Below are 18787 nucleotides of genomic sequence, written 5' to 3' on the forward strand. Positions count from 1 at the left end.
GTGACATCCGTTCGGGCGGATCAAACATGCATCAGGTTCTACAACAGGCTCCTCGCCCAGTCCGTGGCGCGTTCGATCTCGCCGGGCTTGAGCGGCCCCTTTATGCCGTCGACCAGGAAACCGGCGACCTCACCCTTGCGCACATACCCGCGATCACGCAGCACTTCGTCCATGCGGCTTCCGGCATAGCCGCCCCGCTGCACCACCCATCGCAAGGCCCCCGGCCGGACAGCAGCCGGTTCGATCCGGGTATCGAACACCGCCGCCGCGGCGCCAGTTGATCGCGGGGTGAGCCCCGCCAGGAGGTCCGAGATCTGTGGGGTCGGTCGGAAGCCGCGTGTCGGTGAGCCGACGATCAGCAGATCGACCGTGCCAAGATTGGCTTGCCTCGCCTGCTGCACCGATAAAAGCCTGACCGAGTTTTCGTGCTCCAGCGTGGCAGCGATCGCTGCCGCGACCTTGGCGGTATTGCCGTAGATGCTGTCGTAGACGACGGTAATGTTCACGATGCCCTCCCGGTCCATCGACGGCTGCTTCGTCAGCTAACTGGCGAAACCGAGGCTGGGTTTCAGGCGTCCTGGGTGACCTGCCGTAGCTTGTCGATGCCCAAGGCGCGCAGCGCCAGGGTTTCGTAGAACGGCTCCGAATGCCCCGAGCGCATCTTGTGAAGGTAGTATTTCTCGAAGCCGACCTTGGCGCCGTGCACCCACCTGCCCGAGGCCGACCAGTTGACGTTGCGCGGTGGAATCTGCGGCTGGGCCACGAAGGCGACGCCACTGTCGCCGAAATCGGCGAGACAGACTGCATTCCAGGTCGGCACCGCCGACGGTTCCTTGCCTTCGATGAGGCTTGCGACGTTCTGGGCCGTGGCGGTGACCATCGACTCGATCATGAAACCGGTCTTGGGCACGCCGACCGGCACCGGGGTCTTGCCCAGTGGCGGGATCGCGACACACACGCCGACCGAGAAGATGTCGGGGAAGCTGGGATTGCGCTGATACTTGTCAGCGAGGATGAAGCCACGTGGATTGGTCAGGCCCTCGATGCCCCGCACCGCCTCGACGCCGCGGAAAGCCGGAATCATCATCGAGAACACAAACGGCACCTGGTGCGATTGCCTGGGTGTGCCGTCGTCGGCGAACTCCGACACGTAGACGTTGCCCGCCTCGACCTTGTCCACCCTGGCATTGGTGATCCACTTGATGTGGTGCTCGCGCAACGCGCTTTCCAGCAGGCCGCGGGTATCGCCGACGCCGTCGAGTCCGAGATGCCCGATATAGGGCTCGGGGGTGATGAAGGTCATCGGTACGCGGTCACGGACTTTGGCCTGGCGCAGGGCCTTGTCGAGAATGAACGCGAACTCGTAGGCCGGGCCGAAACACGAGGCGCCCTGCACGGCGCCGATGACCACCGGGCCTGGATTGGCGACCAGCCGGTCGAACGCTGCCTTCGCGCTGAGCGCATGCTCGATGAAGCAGACCGACTGGGTTTCCGCTTCAGGTCCGAAGCCCGGAATCTCGTCGAATGCGAGCTCTGGTCCCGTCGCGATGACGAGGTAATCGTAGGTGATGAAGCTGCCATCCAGCAGTTCGATCGACTTCGCCTCGGGGTCGAGCCGTTTGGCGCCCTGCGGGTAGAGAGCGATGTCCCGCCGCCTGAACACCGGCTCCAGATCGATCTCGACCTGCTCGCGCTCGCGCCAACCGACGGCTACCCAGGGGTTGGAGGGCACGAAATGATAGTGGTGTCCCTTGTTCACCACCGAAATCCGATGCTGCGATCCGAGCCGGTCTCGCAGTTCGTAGGCCATGATTGTTCCGCCGAGCCCGGCTCCCAGAACGACGACATGCGACATTTCGAACTCCTTCCCGCTGCGATCGCAGCAATGCTCGGATGGCTGTTTCGGCCGCTTGCGAATTGCGCGGGACGGACAGGCACCACCGCACTGGTCTAGCGTGCAGCCAGGCGGCGCGATTTGACCTAGAGCAAACGGCCTGGGCCGAGGCGCGAGTGACTTCTTTTACTGCCCCGAGACATGAGGCGCGTGGTGTGACAGGGGGAGCAGGGCCGGCAGTTTCGATACCCGTGCTACCCACGCTTTGCGCTGCCGCGGTGTGAGGCCCTTGACGCCACCTACCCGGGTAACGCGCACCGGTTGCATGCCGCAAATCTCGAGGGTGGCGTTCCTGACGGCGTTGATGTCGGCATCGCGATAGCTGCGGCGAAGCCACGATGCGGTGGCGTCCGACGTCGTCACGATGTCGGCTGATCGCCCCTCGAGCAGCTTGCGCCAGAACGGATCGTTGACGTCGTGCCGGAACGTGAACTGGGAATAGAGCGTCCGGTCGAAGAACCCTTTGAGCAGGGCGGGCACGTTGCCCCACCAGACCGGATAGAACAGGGCAAAGTGTTCACACCAACTGAGGTTCTCCTGCGCGGCGGCCAGATCGTTTTCGAGCGGCTGCACCCGCTTCAGCCCGCAATGCAGGATAGGGTCGAAATTCAGCTCGGCCAGGTTCCGACGCCGCACCTCATGGCCGGCGCCGGCCGCGGCAGCACAGTACGCATCGGCCAGGCTGCCATTGAAGCTTTCAATGTCCGGGTGGGCGTAGAGGACGTGGATACGCATCAGAACCTCCTGCAACTGGAGCCATTCTGGCCGAGTCGTGTCGGCCGGCCTTGATCGAGGTCAACCGGCGCCGCCTCGACCGCCCAGCGACGGCCGTCCCTTGAGGCGGCTTGATCCCGGTCAATCCGCAGCAGCGCCAAACGGGCAGAGTGCGCTGATGACGAACTGGCATGTCATCACCGGTGGCCCGAGTTCCGGCAAGACGACCATGATCCTCCTGCTGGCGCAGCGCGGCTATCGCACGACGATCGAGCACGCACGTCACCTTATCGACACCCAGCGGGTCACCGGCCGCACCGTGGCCGAAATCCGCGCCAACCAGCGGGAGTTCCAGAGGGCCGTGCTGCTGATGCAGCTGAAACAGGAGCAGGCGCTTGATCCGGACGAGCTGTGCTTCCTCGATCGTGCGTTGCCCGACTCCCTTGCCTACTACCGCTATCTGGAGCTCGAGCCGGTGCCGGAACTGCTGACCGCGCTGAAGACGGCTTCATATCGAAAGGTCTTCGCGCTCGATCTGCTGCCCCTTGCCAGGGACTATGCCCGAACCGAAAGCGCGCTGGCGCAGCGCCAGATCCATGAGCTCCTGATCGAGGTCTACGAGGAGCTCGGCTACGTCGTCGAAAGGGTTCCGGTGCTCGAGGTCGAACCGCGGCTCGCGTTCATCCTGGCGCGGGTCGAGATGCAGCCGGCGTCGGCTACCTGAGCGCCCTGAGGGCGTTCAGGATGACCACCACATCGATGGCTTCCTGGAACAGGGCGCCGGCCACCGGCGGCAGCAGCCCGAATGCCGCGACCACCATACCGGCCAGCGACAGCAGCAGGCCACCGGCGACGCTCTGGGTGGCGATGGTCCGGGTGCGCGCCGCAATCTCCAGCGCGCCCAATGCGCGATCGAGTCGATCGACGAGGATCACGACGCCGGCCGTCTGCGACGAGGCGGCTGAGCCGCGCGCCCCCATCGCCACGCCAACGCTGGCCGCGGCCAGTGCCGGGGCATCGTTCACGCCGTCGCCGACCATCATGGTGGGGGCCCGGGCTACCTCCTGCCGCACGACGTCGAGCTTGGCCTCAGGCGAGAGGTCGCCTATGGCTGCACTCAGGGACAGGCGGCTGGCCAGCGCGTCCACCACGTCCTGCCGGTCCCCCGAGGCGAGCACGATGCGCGTGACGCCGTGGCGGGCGAAGCCGTCGATGACGTCGGCAGCGTCGTCCCGGAGCGGATCGTGCAGCACGATGATGCCGGCGAGCTCGCCGTCGACGGCTGCGGCGACCACGGCGACGCCGGGCTCCAGCCCTGCCCTGAGGGTATAGGGATCGCCGCTGCTGCGGGCGGCCACGTAGCGGCTCCCCCCGGCGGACACCTCGTACCCCTCGACCCGGCCGGTAATGCCCGAACCGGTCGCCTCGGCCACCGCCGAGGGAGGTGTAAGCGCCAGCCCCCGCCGGCGCGCTTCGGCAACCAGCGCCTGGGCGATGACGTGGTTGGATGCCTGGTCAAGCGAGGCCACGAGGCGCAGCAACTCGTTGGCGTCCCGGGTTGCGTCGGCCGTACGGATTTCGGCAACGTGCGCCACCCCATGGGTGAGCGTGCCGGTCTTGTCGACGATGACGGTACGGACGCGGCTCAGTGCCTCGAGCGCCCCGCCATTCTTGATCAGGATGCCCTGGCCGGCGGCCCGTGAGATGCCTGAGATCAGCGCCACCGGCAGGGCGAGGATCAGCGGGCAGGGCGTCGCCACCACCAGCACGGCGAGCGCCCGCAGGTGGTCCCCGCTGAACCACCAGGCTGCACCAGCGAAGGTTACAGTTACCAGCAGGAACCAAACGGCGAGGCGGTCGGCGGCTCTGGCGACCGGGGCCTTGCTCTGTTGAGCCTGCTCCACCAGCCTGACGATGTGCGCATAGGTGCTCTGGGCGGCGGGACGCGTGACCGTCATCTCGAAGGCGTCGCCGGCATTGATCGACCCACTCAGCAGGGCTTCGCCCGCGCTGCGCCTCACGGGCAAGGGCTCGCCGGTCAGCGCTGCCTCGTTAACCACCGCCGTCGTCGCAACGACAGTTCCATCCGCCGGTAAAGTATCGCCAGCCCGGATCAGGATCACGTCGCCTGGTACAAGCTCGCCAATCGGCACCTGCTCCAGATTCCCGTCGCGCTTGCGCATGGCCGTGCGGGGCACGCGTCCCAGCAGTGCCGTCAGCTCGCGCTTCGCCCGCCCTTCGGCGAACTGCTCGAGGAGCTGGCCGCCGGCATACATGAGCCCCACGACATTGGCGGCGAGCGCCTCGCCGAACAGCAGCGCTGCGCTCATCGACAGTGCGGCGACCAGGTCAAGTCCGACCGAGCCCTTGCGCAGGCTGGTGACGATCTCGACGAGCAACGCCAGCAGGATCGGTATGGTGGCGCCCGACCAGATGAGGCGCGACAGATCAGCTGCGCCAACGACGGCGGCGATTCCCCCGGCCGCGAGGCCCGCGATGGCCAGCACGACCAGGGCCAGCCGCGGCGAGGCCGGCAGCGCAGACATCCAGCGCGGTATCGGCGCAGCCGTGCTGTCGCTCATTGCGCCACCCGTCGCGGCAGGTCGACTACCGCTTCGACGCCGCTGTCCAGACCGGCGATGGGGGACTGGAGCGTCAGGCGTCCTCCCGCCTGCCCGATGATCCCCCGGGCGATCGAAAGGCCGAGGCCGCTGCCATCGGCCGTGGTCTCACCGCGCACGAAGGGTCGGCCAAGCTGCGCCAGTTCGACGGGGTCGAGCGCCGGGCCCTGGTTCTGGATGTGCAGGGAGCCGGATGGGGCGATGAACACCCGCACCGGTGCTGCCTGCCTGCCGTGCTTCAAGGCGTTCTCGATAAGGTTGCGCAACACGATCGCCAATCCGTCCGGGTCGATGGTGGCAGGCAGGTGCTGGGCGCTGCCCGTTTCGAACTGCACGCGGTCCCGCCATGCGGTGCTGGCGTTGATATCGCGGATAACCATATTCAGCACAGGCAGCTGGTCTATCTCGTTATCGGTCCTCGCGAAACCCGCCTCGATACGGGCCAGCTGCAGCAGCTTCTCCGATAGTTGTGACAGGCGTTTGAGGGCAGTCTCGATCTCGCGGACGCGTTCGATCCCCGGCTTGCCGGCCAGTTCATCGGCCAGTTGCTGGGTCTGGGCCAGGGCGCCCGCAATAGGGGTGCGCAACTCATGCGCGCTGCGGGCGGCAAAGGCCCGTTCGGCCTCGAGCGCAGACTTCAGCCGTGCAAGCAACTCGCCGACCGCGTCGGCAATCGGCGCCAGTTCGATCGGGTGACGGTCGGCATGCAACGGTTCGAGGTTGCGGCTGTCCCGTTGGGCGATATCCCGGCGCAGCGCCTGTAGTGGGCGCAGGGCCAGCCGCATGGCCAGCCACACGCCCGCGGCGATCAGCGGGATCAGAGCCAGCAGGGGCCAGCCGAGGGCGGCCAGACTGTCGCGAAACGCCGTTGCCCGGCGGTCGCTCAGCTCGACGATGACGATCGAGTAGCCCGACCGTGGGTCTTGGAGCGCAAAGGTTCGCTGGCCGTTGAGGTCGCCGAAACCCACCGGCTCGGTGACGTCGATGTCGTCTGGCGCGTGCTCGTCACGCAGGACCAATGCGCCCGCCGCGTCGCGGATGAAATAGGTGAAGCTGGCGTCGTGCGCCACGCGGGCAGGAGCGTGATCGTCGTCATCGTCATCGCCGTCGCCGTCTGCCCGCCCGTTACCGACGATCAAGCGTTCGGCGCCGTGGTCGCGCTCCCGCAGATCGTGAACGGCCAGCGGCAGCAGTCGCAGTGCGCTCTCTCGCAGGCTGTCGTCATAGGCTTCGTTGAGCTCGTGCTGCATCACCGCAACTGAGATGGTGGCCGCGCCGATCCACAGCAGGGCCATGCCGGCGCTCAGGCCGAGCGCCAGCTGCAGCGCGATGGACGGGCGGCGGTTCACTCCTGCACCTGATAGCCGAGCCCACGGCTGGTATGGATGAACTCGCGTCCCAGCTTCTTTCGCAAACGGCTGATATAGACCTCCACGGCGTTGCTCTCGATTTCGGCGCCGAACGCGTAGAGCGAATCCTCGATCTCCGACCTGGTGACGATTGCCCCGCGGCGCGAAAGCAGCCGCTCCAGCACGGCCCATTCGCGTGCGGTGAGGCTGACGGACTTGCCGTTGACGCTGACCTGGCGGTGCGCGAGGTCGACGGCGACCCCCGCGGCGACCCGGGTAGGTACGGGGCTGCCGCCGTAGCGGCGGGCGACCGCGGCGATGCGAGCGGCCATCTCGGCCAGGTCGAATGGCTTGACCAGATAGTCGTCGGCTCCGGCATTGAGCCCCTCGACGCGGACCGAGACCTGATCCTGCGCGGTGGTGATGATCACCGGCACGGCGTTGTCGGCCTTCCGCAGCTCGCGCAGCAGGTCGAGCCCACGGCCATCCGGCAGACCCAGGTCGAGCAGGACCAGTTCATAGGGAACACCGGTAAGGGCGTGCCGCGCATCGTCGATCCGCTGCATCCAATCGGCGGCATGGCCGGCTGATAGCAGGTAGTCGCGAATGGCCGCGCCCAGTACGTGGTCGTCCTCGATCAGCAATATACGCAAAGGGTCCCGAGCTCCTTGGCTGCACCTAGGCGCGCAACCTTACGCCAAGCTGAACGAGAAACCTCAGCGGCTTCAGCCTGACGTCAGGTTGGCATGTTCGAACGTCCAGCAGGATTTGCATATGATGGAGTTTGGCAGATGAAGAAGCTTGCCGCGATGCTGATGCTGGCCACCGCGCTGGTGGCGCCGGCCACGGCCTGGGCCCGGGATGTGACGATCGAGGCACGGATGGTGCGTTACTCGGGGCGTCCGGCTTACCTGGCGGTCTATCTCACCGATCCGTCCGGGGCATATCAGTCGACGCTTTGGGTTTCCGGTCACAAGACCAGATACTACGGCACGCTGCGCGGCTGGGCCCAGGGCGTGTCGCAGGCCGGTTCGCTAAACCTCGACGGCATCACCGGCGCCAGCGTCGGTGGCGGCGAAACGCTGACCGTGCACGCCAATCTGGCCGATGCGCTGATCGATGCCGGCTACCAGGTGCATGTGGATACAGCGGTCGAGGATGGCGGGGAGTACTCTGACGACGCTGTTATCGCCGTGACGTCGGCGCCGGGCACGGTCGATGGCACCGGCTACGTCAGCAAGCTCTCGATCAGCATGTAGGCAACACAGATGCGCCGCTTGCACGCTCTGGCCGGCCTCCTGGGCCTGGCTCTGGTCACCTTCATGGCAATCACTGGCTTCGTGCTGTCGCTGCAGCCGGTGCTTGAGACAGTCGGGGCCGCACGAAGCGCCAGCCCGCCCAGTGTCGCCGCCATCGCGGCGCGGGTAAACGATGCGGTGCCAGGGCTCGAGCGGCTGGTGCGGCTGGCGTCGGGTCAGCTCGTTGCCTATGGCCGCGAAGGCGCGAGCCGGAGCGCCGAGATCGTCGATCCCTCGAGCGGGGCCGTGGTCGGCGCCTATGCTCCCTCGCCTGTGTTCTCCTTCATCTCCGAGCTGCACCGTTCGCTCTTCCTCGGCTCGGCCGGCCACGGCATCGCCGGTATCGGCGCGCTCGCCATCCTGGTCCTTTCCGTGAGTGGCATCGGCTTGCTGGTCCGCAAGATGGGCGGCTGGCGGCAGCTTCTGGCAACTCCCCGCGGCAGCGGATCGCAACGACTGCACACCAACCTTGCCCGGGCCGCGATACTGGCGCTCCTGCTCACCGCGTCCACCGGTATCTACATGTCGGCGGCCTATTTCGAGCTGCTCCCCAGCTCGGGCGCGGAGTTCTCCTTCGCGCCAAGCGGTAGCGGCGGGACGCCGGCCCCTATTGCCTCGCTCGATGGGCTGGCAGGCATTTCACTCACCGACCTGCGCGAACTGGTCTTTCCTGCTGCGGACGATGCTCGCGACGTGTTCACGCTCACCACCAGCTCCGGCCAGGGCTATGTCGACCAATCGACAGGCGCGCTGCTCTCGTTCACGCCGAGCAGCGTGTGGCAGCAGGCCTACGAGCTGATCTACATGCTCCATACCGGCCAGGGGGCCGCGGTACTGGCAGTGTTGCTCGGTCTGGGCGCCCTCGCCGCGCCGGTGCTGGCGCTCACCGGTTCGGCGATCTGGTGGTTGCGTCGCCGCAGCATGCCGCGCGTCGCCCACAACGCGTCATGGCGCGAGTCCGATACCGTCATCCTGGTCGGCAGCGAGTCCGGTAGCACCTGGGGCTTTGCCGCCAGCCTCCATGAGGCGCTCGTTGCTTGCGGCCATCGCGTGCACCTCGCCGGAATGAACGAGCTTCGCCGCTCCTATCCCGGGGCCGCCCGCCTGCTTGTCCTTACTGCCACCTACGGTGACGGGACGGCGCCTGCCTCGGCGCGACAGTTTCTGGCGCGGCTCGGATCGTTCAGCTCGCGGCCTGCCTTCGCTGTGCTGGGTTTCGGCGACCAGAGCTTTCCGCAGTTCTGCGGCTATGCAGCCAGGGTCGAGGCTGCACTGGCCGAGCGGGGGCTCGAGCCGCTCCTGCCGGTCTATGGCATTGACCGCCAGTCGCCCGCCGATTTCGCCGCCTGGGGCAATATCCTGGGCGAGCGGCTCGGCCTTGCGCTCGCACTCTCGCATGTGCCTCCCCGGCCACGCACCAGCCAGTTGGTGCTGGAAGAGCGCACGTTGTTCGGCGTCGAAGTACAGGCGCCGGTCGCCATCCTGCGTTTCGCCATGCCGGATCACCCACAGGGCTGGCTGGGACGGCGGCGACTGCCGCGCTTCGAGGCCGGCGACCTGGTCGGCATCCTGCCGCCGGGAAGCGACGTGCCCCGCTACTATTCAATTGCCAGCGCCTCGTCCGATGGAGTCCTCGAGATTTGCGTCCGCAAGCAGACGAGCGGCATCTGCTCGGAGTTTCTGCACGCACTCCTCCCGGGCGAAACAGTAGAGGCGTTTGTCCGGCCCAACCCCGATTTCCGCCCCAACCGCAGCCGTCGGCCGCTGATCCTCGTCGGGGCGGGAGCCGGCATCGCCCCGCTGGCAGGGTTCGTTCGTCACAACCGGTATCGCGCGGTGCATCTGTTCTTCGGCGCCCGCGATCCGGGATCCGACTTCCTTTATCGCGACGAGATGGAGCAAGCGCTGGCCGAGGGGCGCCTGGCGTCGCTTACCACCGCATTCTCGCGCGTGCTGGGCGGCGCCTACGTGCAGGATCGACTGCTCGAAGAAGGCGCACGGGTCCGCGAACTGGTGGAGCGAGGCGCCCAGATCATGGTGTGCGGCGGTCGCGAAATGGCGAGCGGCGTGCAGGAGGCGATGGACGCCTGCCTCGCCCCGCTCGGCCTTTCCGTCGCCATCCTCAAACGCAAGGGACTCTATCTCGAAGATGCTTACTGAAACCAGGCTTACCCGTCCGGTCCTCAACGGGCCCACCATGGGAACACGCTATTCGGCGGCCTTCTTCACCGAGCCGGATCGGCCGATGGTCGAGCTGCATCAGGCGTTGCAGCAAAGTGTCGATGCCGTCGACGCCCAGATGTCCACCTGGAAGCCGGGCTCCGATCTGATGCAGCTCAATCGCGCCCCGGTCGGGATCTGGATCGACGTACCGGAGGAACTGGCGACCGTACTGGCGGCGGCCCTTGAGGTCGGACGGGCTTCCGGCGGTGCCTTCGATATCGGCGTCGGCGACCTCGTTTCTGCGTGGGGCTTCGGCCCCGGTGCCGGGGCTCCCGATCCGGACGCCGCCGCCGCCGCCGGTGTCGTGCGGCGCGTACCGGCGCACCTTGCCATCGAGCTCGACCTTGTCGCTAGACGCGTGCGCAAGCATCGCCCGGTGACACTCGACCTTTCCGGCATCGCCAAGGGCTACGGGGTCGATGAACTGGCCCGCGTGCTCGAGAGTCACGGCATTCGGCGCTATCTGGTCTCGATCGACGGCGAGTTGCGGGCGGGGGCACCAAAGCCGGATGGCTCGAGCTGGCGCGTCGCGCTGGAGCGTCCCGAGTTCGGATACCGGGCCGCCGCTGGCGTGATCGAGATCGCCGACGCGGCGCTCGCCACTTCGGGCGACTACCGGCATGTGGTCGAATTCCGCGGCGCCCGCTACGGCCACACGATCGACCCGCGACATCACGCTCCGCTTCGCAACGGCCCGGCTTCGGTCACCGTGCGCGCTGCGAGCGCCATGCAGGCGGATGCCTGGGCAACGGCCCTTATGGTCCTCGGTCCCGAACGCGGCGGCGAACTCGCATCGGCACTCGACCTCGAGGTGCTGTTCGCCGAGCACGGGACCGATCCGACCGACCTTCATCAAGCGACGACCCCTGCCCCTGAAAGGAGGAGCTACTATGACCAGGACTATCGTTAGGCTCGCTGCGACGGCATGCGGGATCTGTGTGCTCGGCGCGTTGCCGGCCACCGCGGCCGACATCCGAGGCGAGCTCACGCCCGACCTCATTTATGACCACTGCCGTACCGCCGGAGTGGGCAGTGAGGCCGAGGGCAGCTTCATGTTGCCGGATGGCCGGCGCATCACCGGCACACTGCTCTGTACTGCCGAGGACCTCGCTGCCGCCAAGGCCATGCCGCCGCGCCATCACGATGACGAAGATGACGACGACGATGATGATGACGCGCAGGAGGGCTACGACGCCTGACTGAACGGCGGAGGAGCCTTGTTCCTAGACGATCGTGCCGAAAAGGGCCCCGATTGCGGCCGTGATCAGCATGGCGAGGGCGCCCCAGAACACGACGCGGGCGGTCGGCTTCCAAGGCGAAGCCCCGCCCGCGGCAGCGCCGATGGCGCCGAGGGCTCCCAGAAATACCAGTGAAGCAAGGGCGACGGCCCAGATCAGCCAGGCGCTCGGTGCCACCAGCACGGCAAGCAGCGGCAACGCCGCCCCCACCGCAAAGGTCACGGCCGAGGTCAGCGCTGCCTGCACCGGGCGGGCGGTGGAGACTTCCGACAGCCCAAGCTCGTCGCGGGCGTGAGCACCCAGCGCATCCTTGGCCATCAACTGGGTGGCGACTTGCGCGGCGAGAGGCTCGTCGAGCCCGCGCGCCACGTAGATCGCTGTGAGCTCGGCATGCTCCGCGGCAGGTTGGTTGGCAAGTTCCCAGGTTTCCTTGGCCAGGCTGGCCGTTTCGGTGTCGGATTGCGAACTCACCGAAACGTACTCCCCGGCTGCCATCGACATGGCGCCGGCGACCAGCCCGGCCACTCCGGCGACGAGAATGGCACCCTTGTCTCCCGAGGCGGCCGCCACACCGATGATCAGGCTTGCGGTCGAGACGATGCCGTCATTGGCGCCGAGCACAGCGGCCCTGAGCCAGCCGATACGCCCGACCTGGTGCTCTTCGGGATGGGTCTTCATCCTGGTCATAAAAGATCCTCTGTCCTGCTTGCCGACGCCACGGATCGACGGGTCCCAATGCTGCACTGCCGGAGGCTGTCGCCGAGCACCACCGCAGATAGGCGGCCACGCTGAAGATAGGCGCTGCGAACATCAGGTCTAGCAGCCCGCGGCACCTCGCGATTTGACCTGCCGCAAAGGCGCCAGCGCCGCCGAACAAGCCGGACAGCGCCTCGGTCCACTGCCCACGCCGCTGGGGCCCGGCGCCAGATGCGGGCTACGCACGCGTGCCGGCTGGACCATCAGCGGTAGGGGAGAGGATCGAGCTTCGCCATCGACCAGCCGAGCATCAGCCCGGCCAGCCAACCGAAATGCGCCAAAGCAGGCTGGCTCGAGCTCCCGGCTTCCGCCTGTCGCGACCCGGCCGAGCCTGAGGTGGGGAGTGGGTCAGCCGACAGCGCTCTTGATGGCGCTGTAAAGCGAACCGGCGCGGGCGCCGGAACGGCAGTAGCCGAAGATCGGCCTGGGCAGATCCTTGAACGCCTGCTCGGCGCGGATCAGGGCGCCTTCGGTCAGGCCGCCCGAGACCGGGATGTGAACGGCGCGGAGCCCGGCCCGTTCGGCAGCGCTCGCGATTGTTGCAAAGCTCGGCTGGCCCGGCTCTTCCTGGTCGGGGCGGGCGCACAGGATCGATTTGAAGCCGGCATCGGCGATGGCCTGCACCTCGGAAGGGGTGATCTGGCCGGCAATGGCGAAGTCGGCGTCGAGTTTGCGATGGTTCACGGTCTGGTCTTTCTTGCTGGCGAGGTGAGGGGGCGCATGGAGGGGCAGCCCGAGAAAGCTACGGCCGCTGGTGGCCTGATCGGGAATGCCATCAGTTCGGGCCTGACGGTGAAGTCGGGGCGAGCGGAATTGGCTTGACGGCCATGCGGTCTCTCCCAATTGTCAGGTGCGCTGGCGCTTGCTGCTCAGGCGCAATGCTGCGTAGATCGGGCAGAAGCTCAGGGCGGAAGTTGCGATCAACACCCCGCCGACGACTATGGCGCCCCAGAAGGCCGTGGCGTCCGACCAGATCGGCCAGCCGGTGAGCAGCGGAGCCGCGATGAGAACTGCGCCGAGGATGAAGCGAATGATGCGATCCAGGGTTCCGACATTCGACATGGTGTGCCTTTCGGTGACGGGAGTTGCAGGAGCACTCTCATTGACTTGTATATTCGAATATTCTAATATGTCAACATGAATATCGCTGAGCTCGAACCCCGCGCCGATGAGGCGGCCGAACTGCTGGCCGCAATGGCCAACCCCAAGCGGCTGCTGATCCTGTGTCACCTGCTGGATGAGGAGCTCAGCGTCGGCGAGCTGTCCGAGCGCGTGCAACTGGCGCAATCCCCGCTGTCGCAACATCTGTCGAAGCTCAGGGCCCTGCGGCTCGTGGCGACCCGACGGGACGGTCAGATGATCAGGTACCGCCTCGCCTCGGACGGCGTGGCGAGCATCCTGACAACGCTTTACGGCATCTATTGCAAGCCGCGCGAAACGGCTGCCGGGCCCCGGGGTCGGGCATCATGAGTCGGACAGGGCGAGACGCCGCTTGATCGGGGTCAAGCGCCTCCGCCCCCGGTTTGGAGATATGCAAACGCTGCGCATCCCGCCTCCGCAAGGCTGCGGGTGTTCATGGGGAGTCCGGCTGGCCGAGCATCAGTCGCACCCTGACCAACTCGCTCGCGTCGGTCTCGGGGACCTGAGCAAAGCCGAGGCGGGCGGTGAGGTCGAGCATCGCCGCATTCTCCCTGAGGATCACGCCATCGATGCGAGCGAGACCGTCGGCCCGTGCGTAGTCGAGCAACTGGCGCATCAGCGTGGTGCCCAGCCCCAGCCCTTGCAGGTCGCTGCGCACCATGATGCCGAACTCGGCGCCGACATGGTCGGGATCCGAAGCGAACCGGCTGATGCCGGCGAGGTCGCCCGTTTCTGCCTCGAGGGCCACGAACGCGATGTCGCGGTCATAGTCGAGCTGGCTGAGGCGGACGATCATCTCGTGCGACAGCGACCGCATGGGGGCAAGGAAACGCAGGCGCATGTCCTCGGCGCTCACGCGCTCGAGGAATCGGGGATAGAGCGCCGCGTCTGCGGGTCGCATCGGACGGATGATGAAGTGTTGCCCGCTGCAGGCCACTTGCCGTTCCCAGCCGGAGGGGTAGGGGCGAACGGCGAGGCGTCGGTTGGGCGCGGTCTCGCGCAGCCGTTGAGGCGCGATTTCGATACGGGCGTCGAGCGCCATGGCGCCGTTTTCGTCGACCAGCAGCGGATTGATGTCGATGGCCACGATGCCCGGCTGATCGATCGCCAACTGCGACAGCGAAAGGAGCGCCGAGATCACGGCCGGCCTCGCGGCCGGCGGCCGGTCGCGATAGCCCGCCATGAGGCGCGAGATGCGGGTCGCATCGATCAGGTCGCCCGCGAGGACCTCATCGAGGGGCGCGAGCCCCATCGCCGTGTCGCGCACGACTTCGACCGATACGCCGCCGGCACCGAAGACGATGACGGGTCCGAAGCTCGGATCGGTATTGAGTCCCACCAGCAGCTCGTGGGCATGCCGCCTGCGGACCATCGGTTGCACGGTGAAGCCCTCGAAATCTTCGAGCCCTGCCGCCGACGCCCTGAGCCGGATATCTGCCGCCGCCTTTCGAGCCAGCTCGGGGCTGGTCACGTCGAGCACGACGCCGCCAATATCCGATTTGTGGGTGACCTGTTTGGCCAGCAGCTTCACGACCAGGGCATCGTGCCGCCCCAGTAGTTCGGCGGCGATGTCGACTACCTGCTGTTCGGTTTTTGCTGTGCGGGTTTCGGGCACCGGTATGCCATAGGCGGCAAGCAGCGCCTTGGCCTCGGGCTCGGTCAGGACCGTTCGGCCATCACCTGCAACCTCGCTGAGCATGCGCCCGACCAGCGCGGCGTCGCTCTGCACCGCACCGGCACTCGGCGGCACGCGCTCCAGCCGCTCGCGCAGCCGGGACCAGCGGGTGAGAAAGTCCACGGCCTGAGCTGCCGCTGCCGGAGTGTCCACCGCGACGATGCCCTTGTCGCGCAGGGCCGCCCTGGCCTGTTCGGCAGTCTGCTTGCCGAGCCAGCACCCGATGGTGGGCTTGCCGGCGATCGTGCCGTTCATGGCGAGGTCGGCGATGGCCAGCGCGGCGTCGAGCGGGGAGGAGAGGGCGGTTGGGCAGTTCATCGCGAGCACGACGTCAACCGAGGCGTCGGCCGCCACGGTCGAGACGGCTGCGGTGTAGCGATCCGGTGGAGCGTCGCCGATGATGTCGACCGGGTTGGCGTGCGACCACGTCGCCGGCAGCGCGGCGTCGAGGATCGTCATGGTCTGCGGATCAAGCCTGGCCAGGGTGCCGTCCAGATCGAGCAGGTCGTCGACGGCGAGGACACCGGCCCCACCACCATTGGTGACGATGCCGAGTCGCCCCGACTTGAGCGGGCGGAAGCGCGTCGTGACCTCGGCCGCGTAGAACAGTTGCTCGAGGTTGCGAACCCGGATGACGCCGGCGCGGCGCAGTGCGGCCTCGATCACGGCATCCGAACCGGTGAGGGCGCCCGTATGGGTCATCGCCGCCCGGGCCGCCTCGCCGTGCCGGCCAGGCTTGACCGCGATCACCGGCTTGATGCGGGCGGCAGCGCGCGCGGCAGACATGAACTTGCGCGGCTCGGGAACCGACTCCAGGTACATCAGGATGGTCGAGGTGGCGGCGTCCATCGCCAGCCAGTTGAGGCAATCGCCGACGTCGACGTCGGCCATGTCACCCAGCGAGATCAACTGGGAAAACCCGAGCCCCTCGGCGGCCGCCCAATCGATAATGGAGCTGACGATGGCGCCAGATTGGGAGATCAGCCCGAGCCTGCCGGCCTTGGCCGGCAGGTGGGCGAAACTGGCGTTGAGCGAGACCAGCGGGGAGAGCATGCCGATGGTGTTGGGGCCGACGATGCGCATCAGATGCGGCCTTGCGGCATCCAGCATCGCCTGGCGGAGACCGCTGGCGGTATCGACGCCGGCCGTGATCACGACTGCCGCCTTGCAGCCGCGGCTGCCCAGCTCGCCGATCACTCCCGGTACGGCATGCGGTGGCGTGACGATCACCGCCAGATCGGGGGCATCGGGCAGCTGGGCCGAGTTGCGGTAACAGGCGATGCCGTCGATCCGCTCGTATTTCGGGTTGACCGGGTAGATCGCGCCTTCGAAGCCGCCGGCACGGATGTTCTCCAGCACGATCGCTCCGACCGACTGCGGGCGCTGAGACGCTCCGACGATGGCGACCGACCTGGGACGAAAGCACTGATCGAGATTCCGGATGGTCATGTCACAGCCGCTGGGGTGAGAGGGAAGCCGGCGGAGGTTCGCCTTGCGCACGCATGCCAGGCAGCATTTCCACGGCGGGCAGGTTGCCGACTTGAGCCAGATCAACCGGTGCTGCCCTACTTGTGCTCTGCTGACTGCCGGGTACAGGACGGCCGAGGAGACCGACCATGACGGCGCTGGTGCTCTACTATTCCAATACGGGGAACACCCAGAAGGTTGCCAAGGGCCTCGCCGAACAGCTGGGTGCGGATCTGGCCGAGATCACCTGCCAGACCTATCTCGCCTGGTACGGGCCGCTCGCCATGGCCTGGGATATCTTCACCCGGCACCGGCCCAGGGTGAGCGTGGTCGTTCCCGTGCACGCGCATTACGACCTGGTGGTCGTCGGCGGCCCGGTCTGGGCGGCGCACGCGGCCCCGCCACTGCTGAGCGCGCTGCGGATGCTGCCGGCAGCCGATGCCACGGCGGCCTTCGTCACCTGCCGCGGTAGCAGCCCAAACTCGCCACCCGGCCCCGCCCTTGCCGAGATGCAGGCAGCGATCGCTTTGCCCGTCGTGGCGAGCCGGATCTTCCGCGAGGACGAAATTCGTGGCCCGTCCCTCCTTGGTGCCCTCGCCGAATTTGCCGCCGAGTTGAGGTCGAAGGCTCCGGCTTGATGCAGATCAACCCGCCTCGCTCCGGCTGCGGCAGCATGGCCACCAGAAACAGGTCAGGGGGTTCTCCAATGGAACGCATCCACATCACCCAGCACACCTCTCTCGGCGCCTTCTGGTTCGCCGGGTGGCTCTTCACCATCGGCTTTCTGAAACTGCAGTTCTGGATGGGGCTGCTGGCCCTGTTCATCTGGCCCTATTTCCTGGGCACCCACTTCGTTGCGCAGTGAGGGGCACGTCGTGATCAAGGATGTCGCCGTTCACCTGACCGGCTCGCGTGAGGATGCCGCCCGCATTGCCCATGCCGCAGGGCTCGCACGCACCCTCGATGCGCACCTCACCGGCATCTATGTCCACCAGTTGCCCGACATACTCTCCATTACCGATCCGAGCGGATCGGCCTTCCTGCAACGGTTGGTCGAACAGTCCGTCGCGCAGGCAGAAGCGACCACCAAGGCGCTGGACAGCACCTTCGGCCAGCTTGGGCTGAGCTATGAGCTGAGGCGCCTCGATGTCTATCCGGGCGAGGTGGGCAGCGAACTGGCCAGCGAGGCACGCCAGTCCGACCTGTTCGTTGGGACGCGGCCCTATGGAGATCCCAACAAGGGACAATGGATCGAGGAGGCGGTGCTGTTTCAGTCGGGCCGACCATGCCTCTTCCTGCCGCCGTCGTTTCAGGGACGTGACACCTACGACAACGTGCTCGTCGCCTGGAGGAACACCCGGGAGGCGGCCCGCGCCGTCGCCGACGCCGTGCCGTTGCTGAAAAAGGCGAAATCGGTGGTCGTCGCAATCGTCGATGAGCAGCTGGGCGCGGCCGAAGAACAGCGCCGCGCGCCCGACGAGGACATCGGACGCTACCTGAGCCGTCATGGGATCGGGGCGGAGGTCCATATCATCGACGGATGGACCAGTACCGGCGCGGCCCTCCGCAACGAAGCGGTGCGGACCGCCGCCGACCTCATCGTCATGGGGGCGTATGGGCACTCGCGACTGCGCGAGTGGATGCTGGGCGGGGCGACCCGCGACATTCTGAGCTCGGCAACGGTCCCCGTCCTGGTGGCGCATTGAGGCGGCTCGAACACGTTGCGCTCTGGGGAGGCGTCGCCGCACCGGTGCTCTACATCGGCACCGTGCTGGCCGGCGGCGCGGTGCTGCCGGGCTACGACCCGGTCACCGACCCCATCAGTGCACTCACCGCAGCGGGACGTCCCGGCATCAAGTGGATCGAGGCCGGCTTTGGCCTTTACAACCTGCTGCTGATGGCCTTTGCGGGTGCTGGTTGGAGCTTGGCTGATAGGGCGTGGCGGCGGGTGTTCGTCATCCTCATGGTCACGGCCGGCGCCGGCCTGCTGATGTGGCCATTTGCCATGGACATGCCGGGGGCGCCGCCGTCAGCAGCGGGGCTGGCGCATCTGGGGCTCGCAGCCGTCGCCAGCCTGTCGACGCTCGCCGCGGTCTGGCTGTCGGCCGTGAACTGGCATCGCCTCGGGCACCGTCCGATGCGGCGGTTCTGCTCGATGTGCCTCGCCGTGATCGCCCTCTCAGGCGTGGCGGCCGCGGCTGGCGCGGCGCTCGGCTGGCCACTTGTCGGCCTGCTCGAGCGCGTGACGATAGGGGGCTTCATGGCCTGGCTTGGCGTGACCGCCGCCCGGTTTGCCACCGCGTCCGACCTTGCTACCGCCTGATGCTCTGACTAGATTGCCGATAGAGCGGCTGGTCATCGATCGCCGTCGGATGTGCGGTTCGACGGCATCGCGCGCGGCCACGGGGCGAT

At 67.1% G+C, this 18787-nt stretch carries 20 protein-coding genes; 10 read left to right on the forward strand and 10 right to left on the reverse strand.

Annotated features, from left to right (window positions below):
* Window positions 1-38: 38 nt before the first annotated feature.
* The 3 genes from VGV07_RS12840 to VGV07_RS12850 form a co-directional block, all read right to left on the reverse strand.
* Window positions 39-506, reverse strand: a complete 468-nt coding sequence (locus VGV07_RS12840) for a flavodoxin family protein (protein ID WP_326869099.1) — start codon at window positions 504-506, stop codon at window positions 39-41.
* Window positions 507-568: 62 nt separating this feature from the next.
* Window positions 569-1855, reverse strand: a complete 1287-nt coding sequence (locus VGV07_RS12845) for an NAD(P)/FAD-dependent oxidoreductase (protein WP_326869100.1) — start codon at window positions 1853-1855, stop codon at window positions 569-571.
* Between the two features lie 165 nt (window positions 1856-2020).
* Window positions 2021-2629 carry an NAD(P)H-dependent oxidoreductase gene (locus VGV07_RS12850; protein WP_326869101.1) on the reverse strand — a complete coding sequence of 203 codons (609 nt, stop codon included), beginning with the start codon at window positions 2627-2629 and terminating at the stop codon, window positions 2021-2023.
* A gap of 157 nt (window positions 2630-2786) precedes the next feature.
* On the opposite strand from VGV07_RS12850, the gene VGV07_RS12855 reads away from it, so the two are divergent.
* Window positions 2787-3332, forward strand: coding sequence for an ATP-binding protein (locus VGV07_RS12855; protein ID WP_326869102.1), 546 nt, complete (start codon window positions 2787-2789; stop codon window positions 3330-3332).
* Here VGV07_RS12855 and VGV07_RS12860 read toward each other — a convergent pair.
* From VGV07_RS12860 to VGV07_RS12870, 3 genes are read right to left on the reverse strand one after another with little or no spacing between them, the layout of a single operon-like run.
* The gene (locus VGV07_RS12860; protein WP_326869103.1) at window positions 3325-5190 is read right to left on the reverse strand and encodes a heavy metal translocating P-type ATPase; all 1866 of its coding nucleotides are present in this window, start codon (window positions 5188-5190) and stop codon (window positions 3325-3327) included. The two genes, VGV07_RS12855 and VGV07_RS12860, sit on opposite strands and share 8 nt — an antisense overlap.
* On the reverse strand, window positions 5187-6578 hold the full coding sequence (locus tag VGV07_RS12865; RefSeq protein WP_326869104.1) for a HAMP domain-containing sensor histidine kinase: 1392 nt from the start codon (window positions 6576-6578) through the stop codon (window positions 5187-5189). Before VGV07_RS12865 ends, VGV07_RS12860 begins: the two co-directional genes overlap by 4 nt.
* Window positions 6575-7231, reverse strand: a complete 657-nt coding sequence (locus VGV07_RS12870; RefSeq protein WP_326869105.1) for a response regulator transcription factor — start codon at window positions 7229-7231, stop codon at window positions 6575-6577. Before VGV07_RS12870 ends, VGV07_RS12865 begins: the two co-directional genes overlap by 4 nt.
* Window positions 7232-7369: 138 nt before the next feature.
* Here VGV07_RS12870 and VGV07_RS12875 point away from each other — a divergent pair, with 138 nt between their 5' ends.
* Genes VGV07_RS12875 through VGV07_RS12890 form a run of 4 tightly spaced genes read left to right on the forward strand, consistent with a single transcriptional unit; the run spans window position 7370 to window position 11298 of the window.
* Window positions 7370-7837, forward strand: a complete 468-nt coding sequence (locus VGV07_RS12875) for a DUF2271 domain-containing protein (RefSeq protein ID WP_326869106.1) — start codon at window positions 7370-7372, stop codon at window positions 7835-7837.
* 9 nt (window positions 7838-7846) lie between these two features.
* Window positions 7847-10036, forward strand: a complete 2190-nt coding sequence (locus tag VGV07_RS12880) for a PepSY domain-containing protein (RefSeq protein ID WP_326869107.1) — start codon at window positions 7847-7849, stop codon at window positions 10034-10036.
* A 37-nt stretch (window positions 10037-10073) separates the two neighbouring features.
* Window positions 10074-11009, forward strand: coding sequence for an FAD:protein FMN transferase (locus tag VGV07_RS12885; RefSeq protein ID WP_326869108.1), 936 nt, complete (start codon window positions 10074-10076; stop codon window positions 11007-11009).
* Complete coding sequence (locus tag VGV07_RS12890; protein ID WP_326869109.1) at window positions 10990-11298, forward strand: hypothetical protein; 309 nt, start codon at window positions 10990-10992, stop codon at window positions 11296-11298. The genes VGV07_RS12885 and VGV07_RS12890 overlap by 20 nt, the downstream gene beginning before the upstream one ends.
* 24 nt (window positions 11299-11322) lie before the next feature.
* On the opposite strand, the gene VGV07_RS12895 is transcribed toward VGV07_RS12890, so the two are convergent.
* The 3 genes from VGV07_RS12895 to VGV07_RS12905 all read right to left on the reverse strand — a co-directional run bounded on the left by VGV07_RS12895 (window position 11323) and on the right by VGV07_RS12905 (window position 13155).
* Entirely contained in the window at window positions 11323-12024 is a 702-nt protein-coding gene (locus VGV07_RS12895) for a VIT family protein (RefSeq protein WP_326869110.1), read from the reverse strand.
* Window positions 12025-12441: 417 nt separating this feature from the next.
* A complete protein-coding gene (locus VGV07_RS12900; protein WP_326869111.1) occupies window positions 12442-12777 on the reverse strand; it encodes a TIGR01244 family sulfur transferase in 336 nt (111 codons plus the stop codon).
* A 162-nt stretch (window positions 12778-12939) separates the two neighbouring features.
* Entirely contained in the window at window positions 12940-13155 is a 216-nt protein-coding gene (locus VGV07_RS12905) for a DUF2892 domain-containing protein (protein ID WP_326869112.1), read from the reverse strand.
* A 75-nt stretch (window positions 13156-13230) separates the two neighbouring features.
* Between VGV07_RS12905 and VGV07_RS12910 the strand changes: the two genes are divergently transcribed.
* Window positions 13231-13563 (forward strand): metalloregulator ArsR/SmtB family transcription factor, encoded by a 333-nt coding sequence (locus VGV07_RS12910; RefSeq protein WP_326869113.1) that lies wholly within the window; start codon window positions 13231-13233, stop codon window positions 13561-13563.
* A 103-nt stretch (window positions 13564-13666) separates the two neighbouring features.
* On the opposite strand, the gene VGV07_RS12915 is transcribed toward VGV07_RS12910, so the two are convergent.
* Complete coding sequence (locus VGV07_RS12915; protein ID WP_326869114.1) at window positions 13667-16357, reverse strand: bifunctional acetate--CoA ligase family protein/GNAT family N-acetyltransferase; 2691 nt, start codon at window positions 16355-16357, stop codon at window positions 13667-13669.
* 167 nt (window positions 16358-16524) lie between these two features.
* On the opposite strand from VGV07_RS12915, the gene VGV07_RS12920 reads away from it, so the two are divergent.
* From VGV07_RS12920 to VGV07_RS12935, 4 genes are all read left to right on the forward strand, one after another.
* Window positions 16525-17013: a flavodoxin family protein gene (locus VGV07_RS12920; RefSeq protein ID WP_326869115.1), complete on the forward strand. Its 489-nt coding sequence runs from the start codon at window positions 16525-16527 to the stop codon at window positions 17011-17013.
* A gap of 68 nt (window positions 17014-17081) precedes the next feature.
* Window positions 17082-17240 (forward strand): hypothetical protein, encoded by a 159-nt coding sequence (locus VGV07_RS12925; protein ID WP_326869116.1) that lies wholly within the window; start codon window positions 17082-17084, stop codon window positions 17238-17240.
* A gap of 10 nt (window positions 17241-17250) precedes the next feature.
* Window positions 17251-18081, forward strand: a complete 831-nt coding sequence (locus tag VGV07_RS12930; protein ID WP_326869117.1) for a universal stress protein — start codon at window positions 17251-17253, stop codon at window positions 18079-18081.
* Entirely contained in the window at window positions 18078-18698 is a 621-nt protein-coding gene (locus VGV07_RS12935; protein WP_326869118.1) for a DUF998 domain-containing protein, read from the forward strand. The genes VGV07_RS12930 and VGV07_RS12935 overlap by 4 nt, the downstream gene beginning before the upstream one ends.
* Window positions 18699-18787: the final 89 nt, after the last annotated feature.

Origin of the sequence: Devosia sp. (assembly GCF_035944845.1) — a bacterium.
Classification (GTDB): Bacteria; Pseudomonadota; Alphaproteobacteria; order Rhizobiales; family Devosiaceae; genus Devosia_A.

What these genes read in the sequence shown, in the direction of transcription:
- VGV07_RS12925 (WP_326869116.1), top strand. Translation starts at nt 17,082, where the DNA reads ATGGAACGCATCCACATCACCCAGCACACCTCTCTCGGCGCCTTCTGG.
- VGV07_RS12905 (WP_326869112.1), bottom strand. Translation starts at nt 13,155, where the DNA reads ATGTCGAATGTCGGAACCCTGGATCGCATCATTCGCTTCATCCTCGGC.
- VGV07_RS12850 (WP_326869101.1), bottom strand. Translation starts at nt 2,629, where the DNA reads ATGCGTATCCACGTCCTCTACGCCCACCCGGACATTGAAAGCTTCAAT.
- VGV07_RS12920 (WP_326869115.1), top strand. Translation starts at nt 16,525, where the DNA reads ATGACGGCGCTGGTGCTCTACTATTCCAATACGGGGAACACCCAGAAG.
- VGV07_RS12910 (WP_326869113.1), top strand. Translation starts at nt 13,231, where the DNA reads ATGAATATCGCTGAGCTCGAACCCCGCGCCGATGAGGCGGCCGAACTG.
- VGV07_RS12890 (WP_326869109.1), top strand. Translation starts at nt 10,990, where the DNA reads ATGACCAGGACTATCGTTAGGCTCGCTGCGACGGCATGCGGGATCTGT.
- VGV07_RS12845 (WP_326869100.1), bottom strand. Translation starts at nt 1,855, where the DNA reads ATGTCGCATGTCGTCGTTCTGGGAGCCGGGCTCGGCGGAACAATCATG.
- VGV07_RS12915 (WP_326869114.1), bottom strand. Translation starts at nt 16,357, where the DNA reads ATGACCATCCGGAATCTCGATCAGTGCTTTCGTCCCAGGTCGGTCGCC.
- VGV07_RS12855 (WP_326869102.1), top strand. Translation starts at nt 2,787, where the DNA reads ATGACGAACTGGCATGTCATCACCGGTGGCCCGAGTTCCGGCAAGACG.
- VGV07_RS12885 (WP_326869108.1), top strand. Translation starts at nt 10,074, where the DNA reads ATGGGAACACGCTATTCGGCGGCCTTCTTCACCGAGCCGGATCGGCCG.
- VGV07_RS12875 (WP_326869106.1), top strand. Translation starts at nt 7,370, where the DNA reads ATGAAGAAGCTTGCCGCGATGCTGATGCTGGCCACCGCGCTGGTGGCG.
- VGV07_RS12895 (WP_326869110.1), bottom strand. Translation starts at nt 12,024, where the DNA reads ATGACCAGGATGAAGACCCATCCCGAAGAGCACCAGGTCGGGCGTATC.
- VGV07_RS12880 (WP_326869107.1), top strand. Translation starts at nt 7,847, where the DNA reads ATGCGCCGCTTGCACGCTCTGGCCGGCCTCCTGGGCCTGGCTCTGGTC.
- VGV07_RS12860 (WP_326869103.1), bottom strand. Translation starts at nt 5,190, where the DNA reads ATGAGCGACAGCACGGCTGCGCCGATACCGCGCTGGATGTCTGCGCTG.